The sequence below is a fragment of the Arthrobacter sp. SD76 genome, assembly GCF_049726125.1.
Lineage (GTDB): Bacteria > Actinomycetota > Actinomycetes > Actinomycetales > Micrococcaceae > Arthrobacter > Arthrobacter nitrophenolicus.
The window spans coordinates 2524794-2543562 of sequence record NZ_JBNBLR010000001.1; the positions used below are offsets into that span (position 1 = coordinate 2524794).

The 18769-nt window shown below is 68.5% G+C and carries 13 protein-coding genes and 3 pseudogenes; 8 read left to right on the forward strand and 8 right to left on the reverse strand.

Annotation, left to right across the window (positions count from 1 at the left end):
- The first annotated feature begins 130 nt into the window (after positions 1 to 130).
- The 3 genes and pseudogenes from ACPEE0_RS12330 (at position 131) to ACPEE0_RS12340 (ending at position 6613) form a co-directional block, all read left to right on the forward strand.
- Positions 131 to 1171 (forward strand): quinone oxidoreductase family protein, encoded by a 1041-nt coding sequence (locus tag ACPEE0_RS12330; RefSeq protein WP_424574572.1) that lies wholly within the window; start codon positions 131 to 133, stop codon positions 1169 to 1171.
- A 141-nt stretch (positions 1172 to 1312) separates the two neighbouring features.
- Positions 1313 to 5223, forward strand: a pseudogene (locus ACPEE0_RS12335) (Pls/PosA family non-ribosomal peptide synthetase).
- A gap of 16 nt (positions 5224 to 5239) precedes the next feature.
- Entirely contained in the window at positions 5240 to 6613 is a 1374-nt protein-coding gene (locus ACPEE0_RS12340; RefSeq protein ID WP_354175582.1) for a M1 family metallopeptidase, read from the forward strand.
- Here the strand turns inward: ACPEE0_RS12340 and ACPEE0_RS12345 are convergent.
- The 3 genes from ACPEE0_RS12345 to pheS are packed head-to-tail and all read right to left on the reverse strand — an operon-like array spanning position 6610 to position 10935.
- Positions 6610 to 7278: a 4'-phosphopantetheinyl transferase family protein gene (locus tag ACPEE0_RS12345; RefSeq protein WP_009358626.1), complete on the reverse strand. Its 669-nt coding sequence runs from the start codon at positions 7276 to 7278 to the stop codon at positions 6610 to 6612. The genes ACPEE0_RS12340 and ACPEE0_RS12345 overlap by 4 nt on opposite strands.
- A gap of 49 nt (positions 7279 to 7327) precedes the next feature.
- Positions 7328 to 9871, reverse strand: a complete 2544-nt coding sequence (gene pheT, locus ACPEE0_RS12350) for a phenylalanine--tRNA ligase subunit beta (RefSeq protein ID WP_407709372.1) — start codon at positions 9869 to 9871, stop codon at positions 7328 to 7330.
- Positions 9872 to 9873: 2 nt separating this feature from the next.
- A complete protein-coding gene (gene pheS, locus ACPEE0_RS12355; protein WP_009358627.1) occupies positions 9874 to 10935 on the reverse strand; it encodes a phenylalanine--tRNA ligase subunit alpha in 1062 nt (353 codons plus the stop codon).
- Between the two features lie 90 nt (positions 10936 to 11025).
- Here pheS and ACPEE0_RS12360 point away from each other — a divergent pair, with 90 nt between their 5' ends.
- The 3 genes and pseudogenes from ACPEE0_RS12360 (at position 11026) to ACPEE0_RS12370 (ending at position 13441) form a co-directional block, all read left to right on the forward strand.
- Positions 11026 to 11604, forward strand: coding sequence for a hypothetical protein (locus tag ACPEE0_RS12360; RefSeq protein WP_424574573.1), 579 nt, complete (start codon positions 11026 to 11028; stop codon positions 11602 to 11604).
- 5 nt (positions 11605 to 11609) lie between these two features.
- On the forward strand, positions 11610 to 12290 hold the full coding sequence (locus tag ACPEE0_RS12365; RefSeq protein ID WP_424575276.1) for an SIMPL domain-containing protein: 681 nt from the start codon (positions 11610 to 11612) through the stop codon (positions 12288 to 12290).
- A 46-nt stretch (positions 12291 to 12336) separates the two neighbouring features.
- A pseudogene (locus ACPEE0_RS12370) lies at positions 12337 to 13441 on the forward strand (Rv2578c family radical SAM protein).
- Positions 13442 to 13451: 10 nt separating this feature from the next.
- On the opposite strand, the gene ACPEE0_RS12375 reads toward ACPEE0_RS12370, so the two are convergent.
- Positions 13452 to 13901, reverse strand: coding sequence for a (deoxy)nucleoside triphosphate pyrophosphohydrolase (locus ACPEE0_RS12375; protein WP_424574574.1), 450 nt, complete (start codon positions 13899 to 13901; stop codon positions 13452 to 13454).
- 163 nt (positions 13902 to 14064) lie between these two features.
- Between ACPEE0_RS12375 and ACPEE0_RS12380 the strand changes: the two are divergent.
- A pseudogene (locus tag ACPEE0_RS12380) lies at positions 14065 to 15271 on the forward strand (MFS transporter).
- Positions 15272 to 15497: 226 nt separating this feature from the next.
- Entirely contained in the window at positions 15498 to 15773 is a 276-nt protein-coding gene (locus ACPEE0_RS12385; protein WP_407709367.1) for a GlsB/YeaQ/YmgE family stress response membrane protein, read from the forward strand.
- An 80-nt stretch (positions 15774 to 15853) separates the two neighbouring features.
- Here the strand turns inward: ACPEE0_RS12385 and ACPEE0_RS12390 are convergent, their stop codons facing one another.
- The 4 genes from ACPEE0_RS12390 to infC form a co-directional block, all read right to left on the reverse strand.
- The gene (locus ACPEE0_RS12390; RefSeq protein WP_407709366.1) at positions 15854 to 16762 is read right to left on the reverse strand and encodes a TrmH family RNA methyltransferase; all 909 of its coding nucleotides are present in this window, start codon (positions 16760 to 16762) and stop codon (positions 15854 to 15856) included.
- A gap of 60 nt (positions 16763 to 16822) precedes the next feature.
- On the reverse strand, positions 16823 to 17215 hold the full coding sequence (gene rplT / locus ACPEE0_RS12395; protein WP_009358634.1) for a 50S ribosomal protein L20: 393 nt from the start codon (positions 17213 to 17215) through the stop codon (positions 16823 to 16825).
- A 116-nt stretch (positions 17216 to 17331) separates the two neighbouring features.
- Positions 17332 to 17526 carry a 50S ribosomal protein L35 gene (gene rpmI / locus ACPEE0_RS12400; protein ID WP_009358635.1) on the reverse strand — a complete coding sequence of 65 codons (195 nt, stop codon included), beginning with the start codon at positions 17524 to 17526 and terminating at the stop codon, positions 17332 to 17334.
- Between the two features lie 120 nt (positions 17527 to 17646).
- A complete protein-coding gene (gene infC / locus ACPEE0_RS12405) occupies positions 17647 to 18585 on the reverse strand; it encodes a translation initiation factor IF-3 (RefSeq protein ID WP_009358636.1) in 939 nt (312 codons plus the stop codon).
- Between the last annotated feature and the right edge of the window lie 184 nt (positions 18586 to 18769).

Sequence of the window (18769 nt, forward strand, 5' to 3'; positions counted from 1 at the left end):
CCGACTATACAGCAATAGTTATGCATCATGTCCGATATTTATGCATGACCTTGCCTCCCCGCTTCCGGGTATCCCTAGGATGGGTGACAGCATCGGGAACCGGAAGCGCCGGGTCCTGGAAAGGGGAGCAATGACGCACGCAATCGTCGCACGGCAGGCAGGCGGACCGGAAGTCCTTGTGTACGAGGAGTCCGAACCCCCGGCGCCGGGTCCCCGGCAGCTGCTGGTGAAGGTGCGGGCGGCCGGCGTCAACTTCATCGACACGTACAAGCGCAGCGGCACCTACAAGGTCCCGTTCCCGTTCACCCCGGGGTCGGAAGCGGCCGGCACCGTGGAGGCTGTGGGAGAAGGGGTCACCGCCTTCTCCGTTGGCGACCGGGTGGCCACTGCCGAAGGCGTTAACTCCTACGCGGACTACATGCTGGTGTCCGAGGACGCCGCGTTGCCTGTTCCCCGCGGACTTGACGACTTTACGGCGGCAGCCCTTCCCCTGCAGGGAATGACGGCACACTTCCTGATGAACTCCACCTTCAAGGTGGAGCCCGGGCACACCGTCCTGCTGCATGCCGGCGCCGGCGGCGTGGGATTGCTCCTGATCCAGATGCTGAAGTCGCGCGGGGCGGAGGTCATCACCACTGTCTCCACCGATGAAAAGGAGCAGCTTGCGCATGCCGCAGGCGCTGACCACGTGGTGAGGTACGACCGGTTCGCGCAGCACGTCAGGGAAATCACCGGCGGCACCGGCGCGGACGTCGTGTACGACGGCGTGGGGAAGGATACCTTTGACGGCTCCCTCGACGCCCTGCGGGTGCGCGGGACGCTGGTGCTCTTCGGGGCCGCCTCCGGCCCCGTCCCGCCCGTGGACCCGCAGCGGCTCAATTCCGGCGGATCCCTGTTCCTCACCAGGCCCACCATCGCCCATCATTTGCGGGACGCCGCCGAGCGGCGCTGGCGCTCCAATGAGATCTTTACAGCGGCCGCTGACGGCAGCCTGAAGGTCCGGATCGGCGCCCGCTATCCGCTGTCGCAGGCGGCACAGGCCCACCGGGACCTGGAGGGCCGGCGCACCACCGGCAAGGTGCTCCTGTTCCGTAAAGCGCCACGGACCGCGGGCCAAACTCCTGCCGGGACGGGGGCGGCTCCGCAGCGGCCGGCGGCAGGCCGGAAATGAACAACAGGCGAATGCCCGGACCGCGGAAACCCGGAGTTTGGCCGGCCGGTACATCTTCTGTTCATCTGGCACGGGCAGAATGCCCCAGTGACTCAGCAGCAGGTCCCCCTCGAGGATGCCCCTTCCACCCATCAGCCCCAGATGCCGGGATCCCTGGCGGCTCCCCCGGCCCGGACGCTGATCGACATCCTGCAGGACACCGCGGCCCGCTTCCCGGAGGCATCCGCCCTGGATGACGGCCGCCGCCCGCTCAGTTACGCCCAGCTGATGGCCGAAGTCCGGGCGGCGGCACGGCGGCTGCACCAGGCCGGCCTTGGCGCCGGCGACAGGATAGGGGTGCGGATCCCGTCCGGCACCAACGAGCTGTACGTTGCCATCCTCGCTGTGCTCCTCGTGGGCGCGGCCTACGTCCCCGTGGATGCGGACGACCCGGAGGAGCGCGCCAGGCTGGTCTTCGGGGAAGCCAGGGTGGCCGGCGTCCTGGAAGCCGGTGGCGTGCTCCGCGGCGTGGACCTTGCCGCTTCCGGCCGGACGGCACCCTTCACCGGCGCCCGGCCGCCGGTCCCCGGCGACGACGCCTGGGTCATCTTCACCTCCGGATCCACGGGGACGCCGAAGGGCGTTGCCGTCAGCCACCGCTCGGCAGCAGCGTTCGTGGATGCCGAGGCAAGGATCTTCCTCCGGGACGAACCCCTGGGCCCCCAGGACCGGGTCCTGGCCGGACTCTCGGTGGCCTTCGACGCATCCTGCGAGGAGATGTGGCTTGCCTGGCGCCACGGGGCCTGCCTGGTCCCCGCTCCACGTGCCCTGGTGCGCACCGGCATGGACCTCGGACCGTGGCTGATCAACCACGGGATCACCGCCGTCTCCACCGTGCCCACCCTTGCGGCGCTCTGGCCCGCAGAATCCCTTGAGAACGTCCGCCTGCTGATTTTCGGCGGGGAGGCCTGCCCGCCGGAGCTTGCCGGCCGCCTTGCCGTGGAGGGCCGGGAGGTCTGGAACACGTACGGCCCCACGGAAGCAACGGTGGTAGCGTGCGCCGCGCGGCTGGGCGGTCCGGGACCTGTCCGGATCGGCCTGCCGCTCGACGGCTGGACCTGGCCGTCGTCGATGCGGATGCAGTACCGGTGGCCGAGGGTGAGGTGGGCGAACTGATCATTGGCGGCGTGGGGCTCGCCCGCTACCTGGACCCGGCCAGGGACGCGGAGAAATATGCGCCGATGCCGGCCCTGGGCTGGGAGCGGGCCTACCGTTCCGGGGACCTGGTCCGGTTTGAACAGGCCGGACTGGTCTTCCAGGGGCGGGCCGACGAGCAGGTGAAGCTGGGCGGCCGCCGGATTGAGCTGGGCGAGGTGGATGCGGCGCTGCAGGCCCTCCCGGACGTTGCCGGCGCTGCTGCCGCCGTGCAGACCACCGCAGCCGGCAACCAGATCCTGGTGGGTTACCTGGCCCAACCTCCGGGCAGGACCTTGACCTGGCCGCTGCCCGGGAGCAGCTGGCCGCCAGCCTGCCCGCGGCACTGGTGCCGATGCTCACGGTGGTGGACTCGCTGCCCACCAAAACCAGCGGCAAAGTGGACCGCCATGCCCTGCCCTGGCCCCTTCCCGGTGCCGGCGCCGGTGCCGGTGCCGGTGCCGGTGCCGCCGAGGCTGACGCCGCGCCGCTGAACCTTCCCGAAGACGCGGGCCTGGATCGTGGACCAGTGGAGCGCCGTCCTGGGCAGTCCAGTAAGCTCCCTCGACGCGGACTTCTTCGCCTACGGCGGCGGCTCGCTCTCCGCGGCCCAGCTGGTATCCGCGCTGCGCGTGCGCTACCCCACCATCACTGTGGCGGACATTTACGCCACCCCCCGCGTCGGCGCCCTGGTGGAGGCCGCACGGCTCTCCCTTCCCGACGGCGCCACCGGCCCCGCACCCGACCGCCAGGTGCGGCCGACCGCACGGAAGTCCCAGGTTTTCCAGACCCTGATGGGTGTGCCGCTGCACGTCCTGGTGGGGATGCGCTGGCTGACGTACCTCATGGCCGGGAACAACATCCTTGCCGCGCTGGCCGGGTTCACCGCGGCACCCACCGTTTCCTGGTGGTGGGTGGCAGCATCCTGGCTGGTCTTCGTCAGCCCTCCCGGCCGGATGCTGATCTCGGTGGCGGCTGCCAGGTTCCTGCTCCGGGGTGTCACCCCGGGAACCTATCCGCGCTCCGGCCGCGTCCACCTGCGCCTCTGGCTGGCAGAGCAGATCCAGGACCTGTCCGGTGCCATCAGCCTGGCCAGCGCACCCTGGGTCCCCTCCTACGCCCGGGCACTCGGAGCCCGGATCGGCAAGGACGTCCAGCTCCACTCGCTGCCGCCCGTCACGGGCCTGCTGTCCCTGGGCAGCGGCGCCAACGTGGAACCCGAGGTTGACCTGTCCGGCTGGTGGATCGACGGCGACACAGTGCACATCGGCGCCATCCGGATCGGTGCCGGCGCCACGGTGGGAGCCCGCAGCACCCTGATGCCCGGCGCATCCATTGGAGCGGGCGCCCAGGTGGAGGCCGGTTCCGCCGTGCTCGGCAAGGTGAAGGCGGGCCATCTGGTGGCCGGGTCCCCCGCGCAGCGGCGCGGCAAGGCCAAACGGTCCCTGCCTGACGCCCCTGCCCGGACACCGCTGCAGGCCAGGCTGTGGTTCGCCGGATTTGCCGGCGCCTCCGCCTGCCTGGCTGTCCTTCCGTATCTATCTGCGGCCGCCGCCGCGGGTGTGGCGTACCTGTTCATCCAGGGCAGCACGTCACTCTCGGCGGCGCTCCCCCAGCTGGCCCTGGCGCTGCCGCCGGCCGCCCTGGCCTGGTTCCTCACCAACGCCCTGCTCGTCCTGGCCACCACCCGGCTCCTGAGCATCGGGCTCACCGAGGGCTACCACCGGGTCCGCAGCCGTGTGGGCTGGCAGGTCTGGGCCACGGAACGGGTGCTGGACCTGGCACGGGACCTGCTGTTCCCCCTCTACGCCAGCCTCTTCACCCCTGTATGGCTGCGGCTGCTGGGCGCGAAGATCGGCAGGAACGTGGAAGCGTCCACGGTGCTGCTGATCCCCTCGATGACCACCGTGGGCGAGGGGGCTTTCCTGGCGGATGACACGATGGTGGCCTCGTACGAGCTCGACGGCGGCTGGCTGCGGGTGGCGCCGGCCAAGATCGGCAAGCGCTCCTTCCTCGGCAACTCAGGCATGACCGCGGCCGGGCGGAGCGTGCCCAAGAACTCGCTGGTGGCGGTCCTCTCCGCCACCCCGGCCAAGGCAAAGTCCGGCACGTCATGGCTGGGCAGCCCCCCGGTCCGGCTGCGGCGCACCGCCATCGCCTCGGACGACACCCGCACGTACCAACCGCCGCTCCGGCTGAAGGTGGCCCGCGCCCTGTGGGAGCTCTGCAGGTTTGTCCCGGTGGCGCTCTCGGTGGCCATTGCCGCGGGCATCATGCTGGCTTTTGACCAGCTGGCCACGGCGTTCAACTACGGGGTGGCTGCCCTCCTCAGCGGGGTGGTCATGCTCCTGGCCGGCGCGGTGGCGGCCGGGGCGTCCGTCCTCGCCAAGTGGGTGCTGGTGGGCCGGATCCGGGCGGGCGAACACCCGCTGTGGAGTTCCTTTATCTGGCGCAACGAGGTGGTGGACACCTTCATCGAGATGGTCAGTGCGCCGTGGTTTGCACGCGCGGCCACGGGCACGCCCGCACTGGTCTGGTGGCTGCGTGCCCTTGGCGCCAAAATCGGCGCGGGCACCTGGTGCGAAAGCTACTGGCTGCCGGAGGCCGACCTGGTGTCCCTGGGCCGGAACGCCACCGTCAACCGCGGCTGCGTGGTGCAGACCCACCTCTTCCACGACCGCGTGATGAGCATGGACGCTGTTACGCTCGAGGACGGGGCGACCATGGGCCCGCACGGGGTGATCCTTCCGCAGGCCGCGATTGGGGCCGGCGGCACGGTGGGCCCGGCATCGCTGGTGATGCGCGGCGAAACTGTGCCGGCGGCGACGTACTGGATGGGCAACCCGGTCAGTCCCTGGAGTGGTCCCGCACAGCTTTGATCGACCAAAGGTATTGATGAGTTTTCCAGCAGAGGCCGGCGGAAGCGTCCCGGCAGCAACCCTTCCCGCGGCTCCCGACCCCTACCTGCCCGGGGCGGGAAGCAACGCATATCGGGTTGAACGCTACGAACTGGAGCTTGACTACAAAGTCAGCAGCAACCGGCTCAGCGGCAGGGCGGTGCTGTACGGCGTTGCCCAGGTGCCGGCGTCGGCCATTGTCCTGGACCTGGCCGGAAACCTGCGTGCCACCAAGGTGCAGCTGGACGGGCGGAAGGCGGGGCGCTTCAGCCAGCGCGCCGGCCAGCTGGTGGTGGCCGGGCAGGCAGGCTTCCAGCCCGGGCAGCGGTTCACGCTGGACATCCGGTACGAGGGCAACCCGGCACCCCGGCGCGGACTCTGGGGCGAGGTGGGCTGGGAAGAGCTGTCCGACGGCGTCCTGGTGGCGGGCCAGCCCAATGGCGCTCCCTCCTGGTTCCCCTGCAACGACCACCCCCGGAACAAGGCCAGCTACGGGTTCACGGTCACCACGGACGCGAATTACCGGGCGGTCTGCAACGGGGTCTTCCAGTCGCGGACCACCCGCTCCAGCCGCGAGACCTGGGTCTACGAGCAGGCGGAGCCCATGGCCACCTACCTTGCCACCGTGCAGATCGGCCGGTACGGGCTGCTGGAGCTGGACGCGGGCCGGCACGCCCCCGCAGTCCCGCAGCATGTTGCCGTTACCCCGGCCCTTGCGGGGCGCGCGCGGACAGGCCTTGCCCTGCAACCGGCCATGATGCGGACGTTCACCAGTTGCTTCGGCCCGTACCCGTTCCCCGGGTACACAGTGGTGGTGACGGAGGACGAGCTGGAAATCCCGCTGGAGGCCCAGGGCCTGTCCATCCTGGGACCGAACCACCTGGACCCGGACTGGGAGTCGCAGCGGCTCATCGCGCACGAACTCTCGCACCAGTGGTTCGGAAACTCGCTGACGGCAGCAACCTGGCAGGACATCTGGCTGCACGAAGGCTTTGCCTGCTACGCCGAGTGGATCTGGTCCGAGGAAGCCGGCGTCATGACGGTGGCCGGCCGCGCCGGGGCCGCCTGGCACCGGCTGGAGGCGGACGCGCAGGACATCCTGGTGGGCGATCCGGGCCCGGAGCACATGTTCGATGACCGGGTGTACAAGCGGGGTGCGCTGGCGCTGCATGCCGTCCGGATGGCATGCGGGGACCTGGCATTCTTTGCCCTGCTGCAGGAATGGACCGCTGCCCACCGGCACGGGTCGGTCGGCACTCATGACTTCATCCTCGCCATCAACCGGGCCACCGCCGTCGACGCCGAGGCCCTGCTGCACCCGTGGCTTTATGAGGAATCACTGCCGCCGCTGCCGCTGGCCAGGGTTTCCTAGCCGGACAGTGCGACGGCGGCCGCCAGGCCGGGAGGCAGGCCCGTTTCCGCGGGCACCAGGTCCCGGATCCCGGCGCGCGCCAGGACATCCACCGCGGACGGCGCGGTACGCAGGCCCTCCCCGGTCATTTTCAGCCAGGCTTCTTTCCGGGCCCACAGCCGGGCCCGCTCCGCCAGCAGGGCAGTCCCCGAAAGGTGGCCCACAGCCCGCTGCTCGGCGGGTGTGAGTGCCAGCGCCGTAAACCCGGCAAAGCCCGTCCGGGCGGGATCCTCAAGGTCCACCCCCAGCCGGAATCCAGGCGCCGCCCCGACCATGGCGGCGAGCAGGGTCCAGCCGGCTGCCCGGGAAGCGCTGAACGCCACCGGCGCCGGCACGCCGTCGAGCAGGTAGCGCGGCCGTCCGTGGCTGACAGCCGGTCCGCTGCCGCAGGAAGGGCAGCTGTAACTGGCGGCCAGGCGTCCGGGGTGCACCGCGAGGAGGCCAGCCACGAACAGCCGCTGCCCAAGCCGCCCGGCCAGGAACCGGTCCCGCGCTTCCGGTTCCATGGCCCGGGCCCGGGCCAGTTCAGGCCCGTCAAGAACCGTTTCGGCGTCCCGCCGGACCCGTTCGGCTTCCCCGGGCACAGCAAAGGGCGGGACGGCATGCACCACTAGCTCCGGTGCCATGCCGCCCCGCCCCTTGGATGCCTCATGGGCAAATGTTCCGTGGCCGCGGCTAGCGCTGGACTGCCCCGAACCGTTCTGCGGCGAGGGCCACTGCACTTTCGCGTGCGGCCGATGCTTCGTCAGCCGTCAGCGTCCGGTCCGCGGCGCGGAAGCGCAGCCCGAAAGCCAGCGATTTCTTCCCGTCCTCGATCCCCTTGCCGGCATAGACGTCGAACAATGCAACGTCCTCCAGCAGTTCGCCGGCGCCCTCGCGGAGCGCGGCCAGCACATCGTCCGCAGGGACATCAGCGGGCACCACGAGCGCCACGTCCTGGGTGGCTACCGGGAACGGGGAGATGTGGCGGGCGACGATGACATCCGGCGCGGCCTCGAACAGAGCGTCGGCGTTGAGTTCCAGGGCCACGGACCGCGCGGGCATGTCCGCGGCGGCAAGCAGCTTGGGGTGCAGCTCGCCCGCGTAGCCCACCACTTCACCGCTGCGCAGCGACAGCCGGGCAGCACGGCCCGGGTGGAAGGCCTGGTGGCTGTCCTGCGTCACCACCAGCTCGACGCCGAGCACGTCACCGGCCAGGCGTGCGACGTCCAGTGCGTCCGCCCAGTCCCAGACCCGGGGGGTGTGGGCCGCTGCCGCCGGCGAATCGTGCCCGGTGAGGACGGCGGCGACGTGGAACGGCTGGGCCGGAACGCCGTCGTACAGCGCGTCCAGCACATCGTCGGCGGGTTTGGCGCCCAGCGGCGGGATGGAGGCGGTGCCCACCGTCCCGTCCGGCAGGAAGACCAGGCCGGACTCGAACAGCGCCAGGTCCCGGAAGCCACGCGAGTGGTTGCGCTTGGCCACCTCGATCAGTCCCGGCAGGATGGAGGTGCGCAGGTAGCCCTGCTCCTCGCTGATGGGGTTGGCCAGCTTCACGGCGCTGCGGGCAGCACCCTCCTCGGCCACACCGAAGGTGTCGTTGGCTGCCTTGGAGACGAACGGGTAGGACAGCACCTCGGTGAGCCCGGCGTCCGCCAGCGCCTGGATCAGGCGGCGGCGCTGCTGCTGCACGCGGGTCAGGCCGCGGCCGGGAGGTGCCACGGGCAGGGTGGCGGGGATCTTGTCGTAGCCCACCAGCCGGGCGATCTCCTCGGAAAGGTCTTCCTTGGTCTCCAGGTCGTGGCGCCAGCTCGGGGCAGTCACCGTCCAGCCGCCGTCGTTCTTCACGACGGCCGCGCCCAGGTCCTCCAGGGACGTAACGATCTGTTCCTCGGTGAAGTCGATGCCGATCCGGGCCGCGGCAAACCCTGCAGGCAGCTCGATGGTCACGGTGTCCGGGGCGGTGCCCACATCCGTGCCGGTCGTGTCCGCCGTGCCGCCGGCCAGCTCCACCAGCAGGTCCACCACACGCTGGGCGGCCACGCCGGCCACCTGCCAGTCGACGCCGCGTTCGAACCGCTTGGACGCTTCGGACGGCAGCTTGTGCCGGCGCCGGGACCGGGAAATGGACACCTCGTCGAAGTGCGCTGCCTCCACCAGGATGTTCGACGTCGAATCGCCCACCTCGGTTGCCGCCCCGCCCATCACGCCGGCGATGCCAATGGCACCGGAATCGTCGGTGATGAGCAGGTCCTCGGCGTCGAGGGTGCGTTCCTTGTCATCGAGGGTGGTGATCTTCTCACCGGCGGCGGCGCGCCGCACCACGATGTCCCCGGACAGTTTGTCCAGGTCGTAGCAGTGCGTGGGCTGGCCCAGTTCGAGCATGACGTAGTTGGAGATGTCCACCGGAAGCGAGATGGAGCGGATACCGGCCAGCCGCAGCCGGGACACCATCCACGGCGGGGTGGGGCGGGTAGCGTCCACGCCGCGGACGGTGCGTGCCACGAAGCGGTCGCAGCCGGGCTTGCCGTAAATGGGCGCGTCGTCGTTCAGCTTGACGCCGTAGCCGCCGGACAGCTCCGCCGGGACCTGGACCTTTGCCGCGGGATCGGTGAAGGTGGTGCCGGTGGCGTGTGCGTACTCGCGGGCGACGCCCCGGATGGAGAAGGCGTAGCCGCGGTCCGGGGTGACGTTGATTTCGGCGGCCTGGTCATAGAGGCCCAAGAGCTCCATGGCGTCTGTGCCGACCTCGGGATCCAGGCCGATGCGGGACAGCACCAGGATGCCGTCGTGGTCCTCGCCGATGCCCAGTTCCCGCACCGAGGCGATCATGCCCGCGGACAGGTGGCCGTACGTCTTCCGGGCGGAGATCTGGAAGTTGCCGGGCAGCACGGCACCCGGAAGGGTGACCACCACCTTGTCGCCTTCAACGAAGTTGTGGGCGCCGCAGATGATGCCCTGCACGCCGGACGGGTCGATGCCCTTGCCGGTGAGCTTCTGTTCCTGCCCTTCGGGGACAACCCGGACCTGGCACCAGTTGATGGTCTTGCCGTTGCTCTGCGGTTCCTTGACCAGGCTGAGGACCTGGCCCACCACGATGGGGCCCTGCAGGGCATCGGTGGGACGGTGCACGTCCTCTTCTTCGAACCCGACCTTGACCAGTTCGGCCATGACGTCTTCGGCCGTTGCTCCGGCCGGTACCTCTGCGAATTCACGCAGCCAGGAAAGTGGGATACGCACTGTTAGATCTCCATCCCGAAGTGCTCGCTAAAACGTACATCGCCTTCGATCATGTCGCGCATGTCCCCCACCTCGTTGCGGAACATGAGGGTGCGTTCGATGCCCATGCCGAAGGCAAAACCTGAATAGACGTCCGGGTCGATGCCCGCGGCGCGGAGCACGTTGGGGTTGACCATGCCGCAGCCGCCCCATTCGATCCAGCGCGGACCGCCCTTGGCGCCGGGGTGGAAGATGTCCAGCTCGGCGGACGGCTCGGTGAACGGGAAGTAGTTGGGACGCAGCCGGATCTGGGCCTCGTCACCGAACATCTGCCGGGCGAAGTGCTCCAGCGTGCCGCGGAGGTCGGCCATGCTGAGGTTCCTGTCGATCGCCAGGCCCTCGAACTGGTGGAACACCGGGGTGTGGGTGGCATCCAGTTCGTCGGTCCGGAACACCTTGCCCGGGCAGAGCACATAGATGGGCACCTCGCGCTCCAGCATGGAGCGCACCTGTACCGGGGAGGTGTGCGTGCGCATGAGGAGGTGCGCTTCGGGGGGTTCCACGAAGAAGGTGTCCTGCATTTCGCGCGCCGGGTGGTCCGGCTTGAAGTTCAGGGCATCGAAGTTGAACCATTCGGACTCGACTTCCGGGCCCTCGGCGATTTCCCAGCCCATGCCCACGAAGATGTCCGCCACGCGGTCCTGGAGCGTGGACAGCGGGTGCCGGGCACCGGCGCGACGGCGGCGCGGGGCCGCCGTGACGTCCACCGTCTCCTCGAGGAGGATCCGCGCGTCGTTTTCCGCTTCCAGCACGGCCGTGCGGTCGGCGAGCGCCTTGTTGACCCGTCCGCGGGACGCGCCCATCAATTTACCGGCGAGCGCCTTCTGGTCTTTCGGCAGCTTGCCAATTTCGCGGTTTGCGAGGCTGAGCGGGGACTTCTCCCCCGTGTGCGCGAGCCTCACCGCCTTCAGCTCGTCAAGGGTGGCCGCACCGGCAATGGCGGTGATGGCCTGGTCTACAGCGGCATTGATGGCGGCTTCATCCGTGGGGTTCGGTGCAGCGGCGCCCGGCAAAGTTTCAGTCATCTACTGTTCTTAGCTACGAGTCGTGGCTGCCGGTGAGCAGAGCGTCCTGCACGGTTTCCCGGCGGCGCGTCCGTCACTGGCAGGTCATGGATGAATGTCCTCAAATTCAGTACATTCAATGACCAGGTCAGGGCCCGCCGGCAAAACCTGCGGGCACTGCCCTCCAGTCTAGTTGAACCCTCCGGCTACCATGGCCTCATGACACTGCGGCGGCGCCCGGGATCCCTACCGCCGCTGACCGCTGCCCAGCGGCTGCGGAAGGCAGTCAACCTGGCCAACGGCAGCACGGTGCTGGGACTCGCGGTGGCCGCGGCTGCGCGCACACAGCCTGCCCCCGGGCCCCGCGGACTGGTACTGGCCGGCGGATACCGCTGGCGCCTGCCCTTCGCCCGGGCCTTCACCCTTGGAAACGTGGTCCTGTTCCGCGGACCGGCAGAGGACCTCCTGACCGTGCCCGGGCTGCTTGGCCACGAGGAGCGGCACTGCACGCAGTACGCCTGGTGCGGTGGCATTCCTTTCCTTCCCCTGTATCTCCTGGCCGCGGGCTGGTCCGTCCTGCGGACCGGGAATCCGGGGACCGCGAATCCTTTCGAGCGGCACGCGGGGCTGGCCGCCGGCGGCTACCCGTCGCGCGGCCAGTCCCGCCGGCTGCCGGAAGCACGGGCGTGAGCACCATGGGCACAATCACGGTGGGCAGCGCTCAACCGAGCGGGCCTGCCGGAACTGTCACGGTGACGGGAACCGGGCGCGCGGAAACGGCCCCTGACCTGACGCTCGTTACCCTGGGGGTGGAGACCCGGGCCGCTTCCGTCGATGCCGCTTATTCCGCTGCCGGCGCAGCCCTGGCGTCGGTTACGGAGGCCCTGCGCGCCGGGGGCGTGGCCGCCGCCGATGTCCAGTCGACGGGCCTGAACGTGCGGGCGGACTACGTGTGGCGCGAGGGCGAAGGACAGCAGGTGGCAGGCTATGTTGCCTCCAGCTCGCTTGGCGTCCGACTGCGGGATGCCGCCGCCGTGTCCGGCCTGATCGGGGAAGCTGTCCGGGCAGGCGGCAACGCCGTTCGCCTCAACAGTCTTCAACTCACCCTTGCCGATGACTCGGCGGTTAGGGAGCGCGCCCGGGCGGCCGCCTGGGAAGACGCCCTGCAGGCCGCACGACAGTTCGCCGCCCTGGCCTCGGCCGGGCTGGGACGTGTACTGTCCGTGACCGAGCACGCCCCCGGACAAGTGCCTGTTCCCCTGGCTGGGTTCCAGCGCGCCAGCGCGGCCGAGGCCATCGCGGTGGAGCCCGGAACAAGCCGGGTGGAAACGGCGGTCACAGTGATGTGGGAACTGGCCAGCCTGGCGCCCGCCTGAGCCTGCCGGCCTTGACATTCATTCGAACATGTTTTCGAATGGGGGCATGAGATGGGACGCCCAAGCACTGGTTCCGGCTCCGGCCGCGGAGGCCGCGGGGCCCGGTCCGCCCTCCTCCCGCTGGCGGGGCTGGTCCGCTCGGTGACCACTCCGGAATTCGCCGGCATCACCTTCCATGAGGTCACCGCAAAATCGGTGCTCAACAAGGTTCCGGCAGGTTCGCGCATGCCCTTTGAATGGACGGTGAACCCTTACCGCGGCTGCAGCCACGCGTGCGTCTACTGCTTCGCCCGCAAGAGCCACACATACCTGGATTTCGACGCCGGCCTGGACTTTGACAGCCAGGTGGTAGTCAAGGTGAATGCGGCTGAAGTCCTCCGCAAGGAACTGGCCAAACCCTCGTGGACACGGCAACAAGTGGCGCTCGGCACCAACACGGACCCTACCAGCGGGCCGAGGGACGGTACAAGCTCCTGCCAGGCATCATTTCGGCACTTGCCGATTCAGGCACTCCCCTGTCCATCCTTACCAAGGGCACGCTACTGGCGCGGGATATCCCGCTGCTTAAAGTCGCTGCCACCCAGGTTCCGGTGGGCCTCGGAATATCGCTGGCCATGACCAACGAGGCGTTGTCCGAAGCAATCGAGCCGGGGACGCCGGGCCCGCGGGCACGGCTCAAGCTGGTGAGCCGGCTTCGTGAGGCCGGGCTCCCCTGCGGAGTGATGGCCATGCCCATCCTTCCCTGGCTTTCGGACAGCGATGAGGCGCTGGACGCGCTCTTCGCCTCGCTGGCTGCAGCGGGCGCCACGGGCGTGACCGCCGGAGCCCTGTACCTGAAGCCGGGCACCCGCGAATGGTTCCTGACATGGCTGGCCGCAAACCACCCCGGGCTGGTGGGCCGCTACCGGCAGCTGTACGGCACCGGATCCTATGCGTCCAAGGAGTACCGGGGCTGGCTTGCCGGGAAGGTCCGCTACTTCAAGGCCAGGCACGGGTTCACGCATTCCTCGGGATTCAGCCACCGGGACCTCGACGATCCCCGCGGCGAAGAAGCCGAGTATCCGGCAGGGATCATTCCGGAAGCGCCAGGAAGCCAGGCGCCGGGACCGGTCCGGTCCGGCGGACAGGCCGGGCAGCCAACCCTTTTCTAGGTCCGGGTTTCTAGGTTCGGGCGCCGCCGGCAGGCACTGACACCTTCTCGAGCAGCGCGCGGACAATCGGGAAGTCCGCGGGGATCCAAGGCAGGCCAAGCACCGCCGCGGGATCGGCAAGCGGCAGCCACCGAAGTTGATCGTGGTCTTCCAGGGGCCGCGGCTCTCCACGGGTAACCTCGGCGAACCACACCCGCATGGCGGAGCGCTCATTCAGTGGCCAGCCGTTGGCATCCGGGGCGGGCAACTCGTTACCCAGCCGGACCCCCACGCCCAGCTCCTCGAGCAGTTCCCGCACGAGTGCCGTCTCGGCGTCCTCGCCCGGCTCCACCTTGCCGCCCGGGAATTCCCACATGCCTGCAAGGCTTTCCGGCGCGCTGCGCCGGGCCACCAGCAGCATGGCCGGTTCAGCCAGGCTGTCCACGATGGCTCCGCCCACCACCCGTATCAGTTCAGTCACCGCCCCATTCTATGGGGGACAATGGGAGCACCCGGAGTTCCTCCCGCCGGGCCGGGGAATACAGCTATCCCCTCCGGGGTTTCCGCCTCCGGACCCCGTCCTTCCCGCCCCATCGCCGTGGCAGCACCAGTTCCGTCAGCAACCCTTTTTGAAAAGCAGGCACATGAGCAGCGCCCTTTCCACGTCCACGGCAGCCCCCGCCACCTCCCACAACCTGGCCATGGCCATCATTGCCCTTGCCATGGGCGGCGTGGGCATCGGCGTCACCGAATTCACCATGATGGGCCTGCTGAAGGAAGTGGAACAAGGCCTGGGCATCAGCACCCCCGAAGCCGGGCACCTCATCTCCGCCTATGCCCTGGGCGTGGTGGTGGGGGCGCCACTGCTCGCCGCCGTGGGCGCCAGGCTTCCGCGCAAGCATCTTGCCCTCGGCCTGATGCTGTTCTTCACCGTGGCGAACCTGACGTCCTTCCTGGCGCCGGACTACGGGACCATGCTGGTGTCCCGCTTCGCTGCCGGCCTGCCCCACGGCGCCTTTTTCGGCGTCGCTGCGGTGATCGCCGCTTCCCTGTTCCGCCCACCAGGCGGGGCTGGGCCATCTCAATGGTGATGGCGGGGCTCAGCATCTCCAACGTGGTTGGCGTGCCGTTCGCCACCTGGCTGGGCCAGACCTACGGCTGGCGGCTGCTCTTTGTCCTGGTGGGTCTCATCGGCCTGCTGACCCTGGCCCTGGTATGGCGGTTCGTCCCGTTCCAGGCAGCCCATCCCGACGCGAGCATCATCCGGGAACTCGGTGCGCTCAAGCGGCTCCAGGTGTGGCTGGCAATCCTGATCGGCGTGGTGGGATTCGGCGGTTTCTTCGCCACCTACACCTACATCGCGCACACCATGACCCAGGTGGCCGGATCCCGTCCTCCTTGATTCCCCTGGTGGTGGCGCTCTACGGGCTGGGCATGGTGGCCGGAAACATCGTGGGCGGGCGGATCGCTGACAAGTCGGTCATGGGCACCCTCTACAAGGTGCTGCCCGCCATCTCCGTGGCCCTGGTGGTCTACGCGGTGGCCGCACACTGGCCATGGTCGGCTTTTGCCATGGTGTTCGTGGTGGGCGCCTCCGGGTCCATGCTGATCCCCGCCCTGCAGACCCGCCTGCTGGACGCCTCCCCGGATGCCCCCTCGCTGGCGTCGTCGCTGAACCACGCCGCCCTGAACGTCGCCAATGCCCTGGGCGCCTTCCTGGGCGGACTGGTCATCGCACTGGGCTGGGGCTACGTGGCACCTGCCCTGCTTGGCGCCGTCCTCGCAATCCTGGGACTCGGCGTCGCCCTTCTCAGCGGCATGCTGGAACGCCAGAAGCCGCTGGCTGCCTAAGCCGTGCCGTAACCCGAAGGAAACCCCACCAGCCTGCCCCGCATCGAGGGTCACGGAACAGCCTACGCCCCGGCACCCCCTACGGGCTCCGGGGCCCTCCAACGCCTGCCGCCCGGGCTAAGGCGTTCCCCGGAAGCGGGTCAAAAGCCTGCTGACATCAAGGGGCCGTTATGTTAGCTTGAGGCTCATCGGGGCTATTAAATCCCGGTAAACATAAGGAGGAGACATGGGTTTTCTTGCTTGGATTATTCTCGGCCTCATCGTAGGGGCCATCGTCAAGGCGGTCATGCCCGGACGGGTCGGCGGCGGTTGGGTCACCAGCCTGGTACTGGGCGTGGTGGGAGCCATCGTTGGCGGCTGGATCGGCAGCCTCCTGTTCAACCGGGGCGAGCTCGCCTTCTTTGACCTCGGCACCTGGATTCTCGCAATCGTTGGCGGCCTTGTTGTTGCCGGCATCTACGGAGCCATCACCGGACGCGGAAAGGCCACCCGCGCACCCTGATGCTCCCAGCTGGGATTCATTCACCAAGGCCCCGGACAACCCGGGGCCTTCATCTGTGCCCGTTATCCCCCAACAGCGGATCAGGTAGCGACTGAGGCCGGCTGCTGCGAACGCGCACTGGCATAGAGGCAGACCGTGGCGGCGGTGCCAAGGTTGAGGCTCTCGGCGGCACCGTAGACGGGAACGGCAACGCGGTGGTCGGCGAGTTCCAGCTCGTCCGGGGAGAGCCCCTGTGCTTCGTTGCCGAACAACCAGGCTGTGGGCGCGGCAAGGTCGTACGCGGATTCCGGACCGGCACCCGTCAGCCTCCGCCTGGCATTCTCGTCCTGCAGCGCGTCCAGGTTCAGGGTGCCGTAGCCGTCCGCAGCCAGGATCCCGATTCCCCTGGCCTTGCAGGCGGCAGCAACTGCTGCAGCATCAGCCCCCAGCACCACCGGCAGGTGGAACAGGGAACCGGCCGTCGAGCGGACGGCCTTGGGGTTGTAGATGTCCACGCTGGACGCGGTGAGGACAACCGCGTCGGCACCGGCCGAGTCGGCCGCCCGCAGTACTGTTCCGGCGTTCCCCGGGTCCCGGACCTGGCAGAGCACTGCGATCAGGCGGGGCCCGGCGTCGAGCACTTCTTCCAGCGCCACGTCCAGGAAGCGGCACACGGCGATGATGCCCTGCGGGTTGACGGTGTCCGCCATTGCGGCAAGGACCTCGTCCGTGGCGAGCCGGGCGTTGGTTCCCGTAGCCAGCTCCTCGAATTCCGGAAAGCGGTCCAGGCATGCCTCGCTGGCGAACACCTCGGAGACCACGCCGGGGGCTCCTGCGGCCAGGCGTGCCTGGTGCAGTTTCAATGCCTCGCGCACGGCCTGCGGCCCCTCGGCCAGGAAGTGTCCGCGCTTTAAACGTGCCGGGCGCCCTGCAAGCTTTGCCACGTCCCTGACCCGATCAGCTCGGGGGTTGGACAGTGGAAAGTCTTGCGGGCGCCCGGTTTTGTTCATAGAAGAACTCTAGTGGCTGCTGCCACCGGTTCCTGAACTGCCCCTGGGAAGGGCCAGTTGCTACTTGGCAGCAACAACCTTCTTGGCGGAGGTGTCGGCCGGCAGCGAGTCCTTGGCAACCTGGACCAGCGCAGCGAAAGCGTTGGCGTCGGAGACGGCCAGCTCTGCAAGCATGCGGCGGTCAACCTCAACTTCAGCAGCCTTCAGGCCCTGGATGAGGCGGTTGTAGGTCAGGCCGTTCGCGCGGGAAGCAGCGTTGATGCGCTGGATCCAGAGGCGGCGGAAGTCGCCCTTCTTCTTCTTGCGGTCGCCGTAGCTGTACACAAACGAGTGCAGCAGCTGCTCTTTTGCCTTGCGGTAGAGGCGCGACCGCTGTCCGCGGTAGCCCTTCGCCCGTTCAAGGACAACCCGGCGCTTCTTGTGGGCGTTGACCGCCCTCTTCACACGTGCCACGTGCGTACTCCTTCAAAATCTGATCCCAAGCATCTACTGCCGGAGTCCCGGCGGCCTGAGAAGGCTTTTTTTACAGGTGGCAGGCACCAGTCAGTGCCAGCCAAAGAACTTGGAAATTAGATGCCGAGCATCTTCCGGATGACCTTGGCGTCACCCTTGAAGACGATCTTGTCGCCGGCAAGGCGGCGGGTCAGACGGCTGGACTTGTGCTCCAGGTAGTGGCGGCGGTTGGCCTGCTGGCGGCGCAGCTTGCCGCTGCCGGTCAGCTTGAAGCGCTTCTTAGCACCACTGTGGGTCTTCATCTTCGGCATGGGAACCGATCTCCTTACGTTTCCGCAGGCTATGCCTGCAGCTCTATCACGCAGCCGCCCCGCGAAGGGCGGCATGCTGGTCGCCGTCTGCCGTCGGGCGGAACCTACGGCAGCTGTGAACTAAGTGGTCTTCTTGCCAGCCGGCTTCGGCACTGCCTTGGGGGCAGGGCGTGCAGCAGGCTTCGGCGCGGCAGGCCTGGCCACCGGCTTCGGCGGCGCAGGAACAGCTGCCGGCTTGGGAGCCGCAGCCGCCGGGGCGGCCTCGGGCTTTTCCGTTGCTGCCGGCTTGGGAGCCGGCGCGGCAGCCTTGGGGGCTTCCTGCTTCGGAGCCTCCTCCTGGGGTGCTTCCGCGGGTGCTTCGGCTGCGGCTGCAGGCTCGACGGCGGGAGCCGGCGTCTGCTCCGGAGCTTCGGCGGGTGCTTCCGCTTCAGTCGACGTCGTGAAACCTTCAGGCAGCAGGTCGGCCAGTGACTGCGTCATGGGTGCCTGGTCCTTGCCGGAAACGTCAATCCGGCCGGCTGCCTTGGCTTCGTTCTGCGCCTTTGCTTCAGCACGCTGCGTTGCGCGGCGGGCCTCGGCCTTGGCTTCAGCCTTGTTCTTCAGCGGGCCGACCACCATGACCATGTTCCGGCCGTCGATGCGGGGGCTGGACTCGACCACGCCCACCTCGGCGACGTCGTCGGCGAAGCGCTGGAGCAGGCGGATGCCCATTTCAGGGCGCTGCTGCTCACGGCCACGGAACTGGATCATGGCCTTGACCTTGTCCCCGGCGCCGAGGAAGCGCAGTGCGTGTCCGCGCTTGGTCTCGTAGTCGTGGGTGTCGATCTTCAGGCGGAAACGGATTTCCTTCAGAACGGTGTTCGTCTGGTTCTTCCGGGCTTCACGTGCCTTGACCGCGGCCTCGTACTTGTACTTGCCGAAGTCCATCAGCTTGCACACCGGAGGCTTCGCCTGAGGTGCAACTTCAACGAGATCAAGGTCGGACTCGGCAGCCAGACGCAGGGCATCCTCGATACGGACGATGCCTACCTGTTCACCTGCAGGGCCGACCAGCCGCACCTCGGGGACGCGGATACGCTCATTGATTCTTGGCTCGCTAATGTTAAAGCTCCTGTTTTTGTTGTGGAATCCGGCAAATAGAGAAGGCCCCCAATTGCCGGAGCAATCGAAGGCCTCTTGGCGGCTGGTACATGCGGGCCCGTAACGGGACCACATGCATGGTTCCGGCGTACACCGGGGCCAT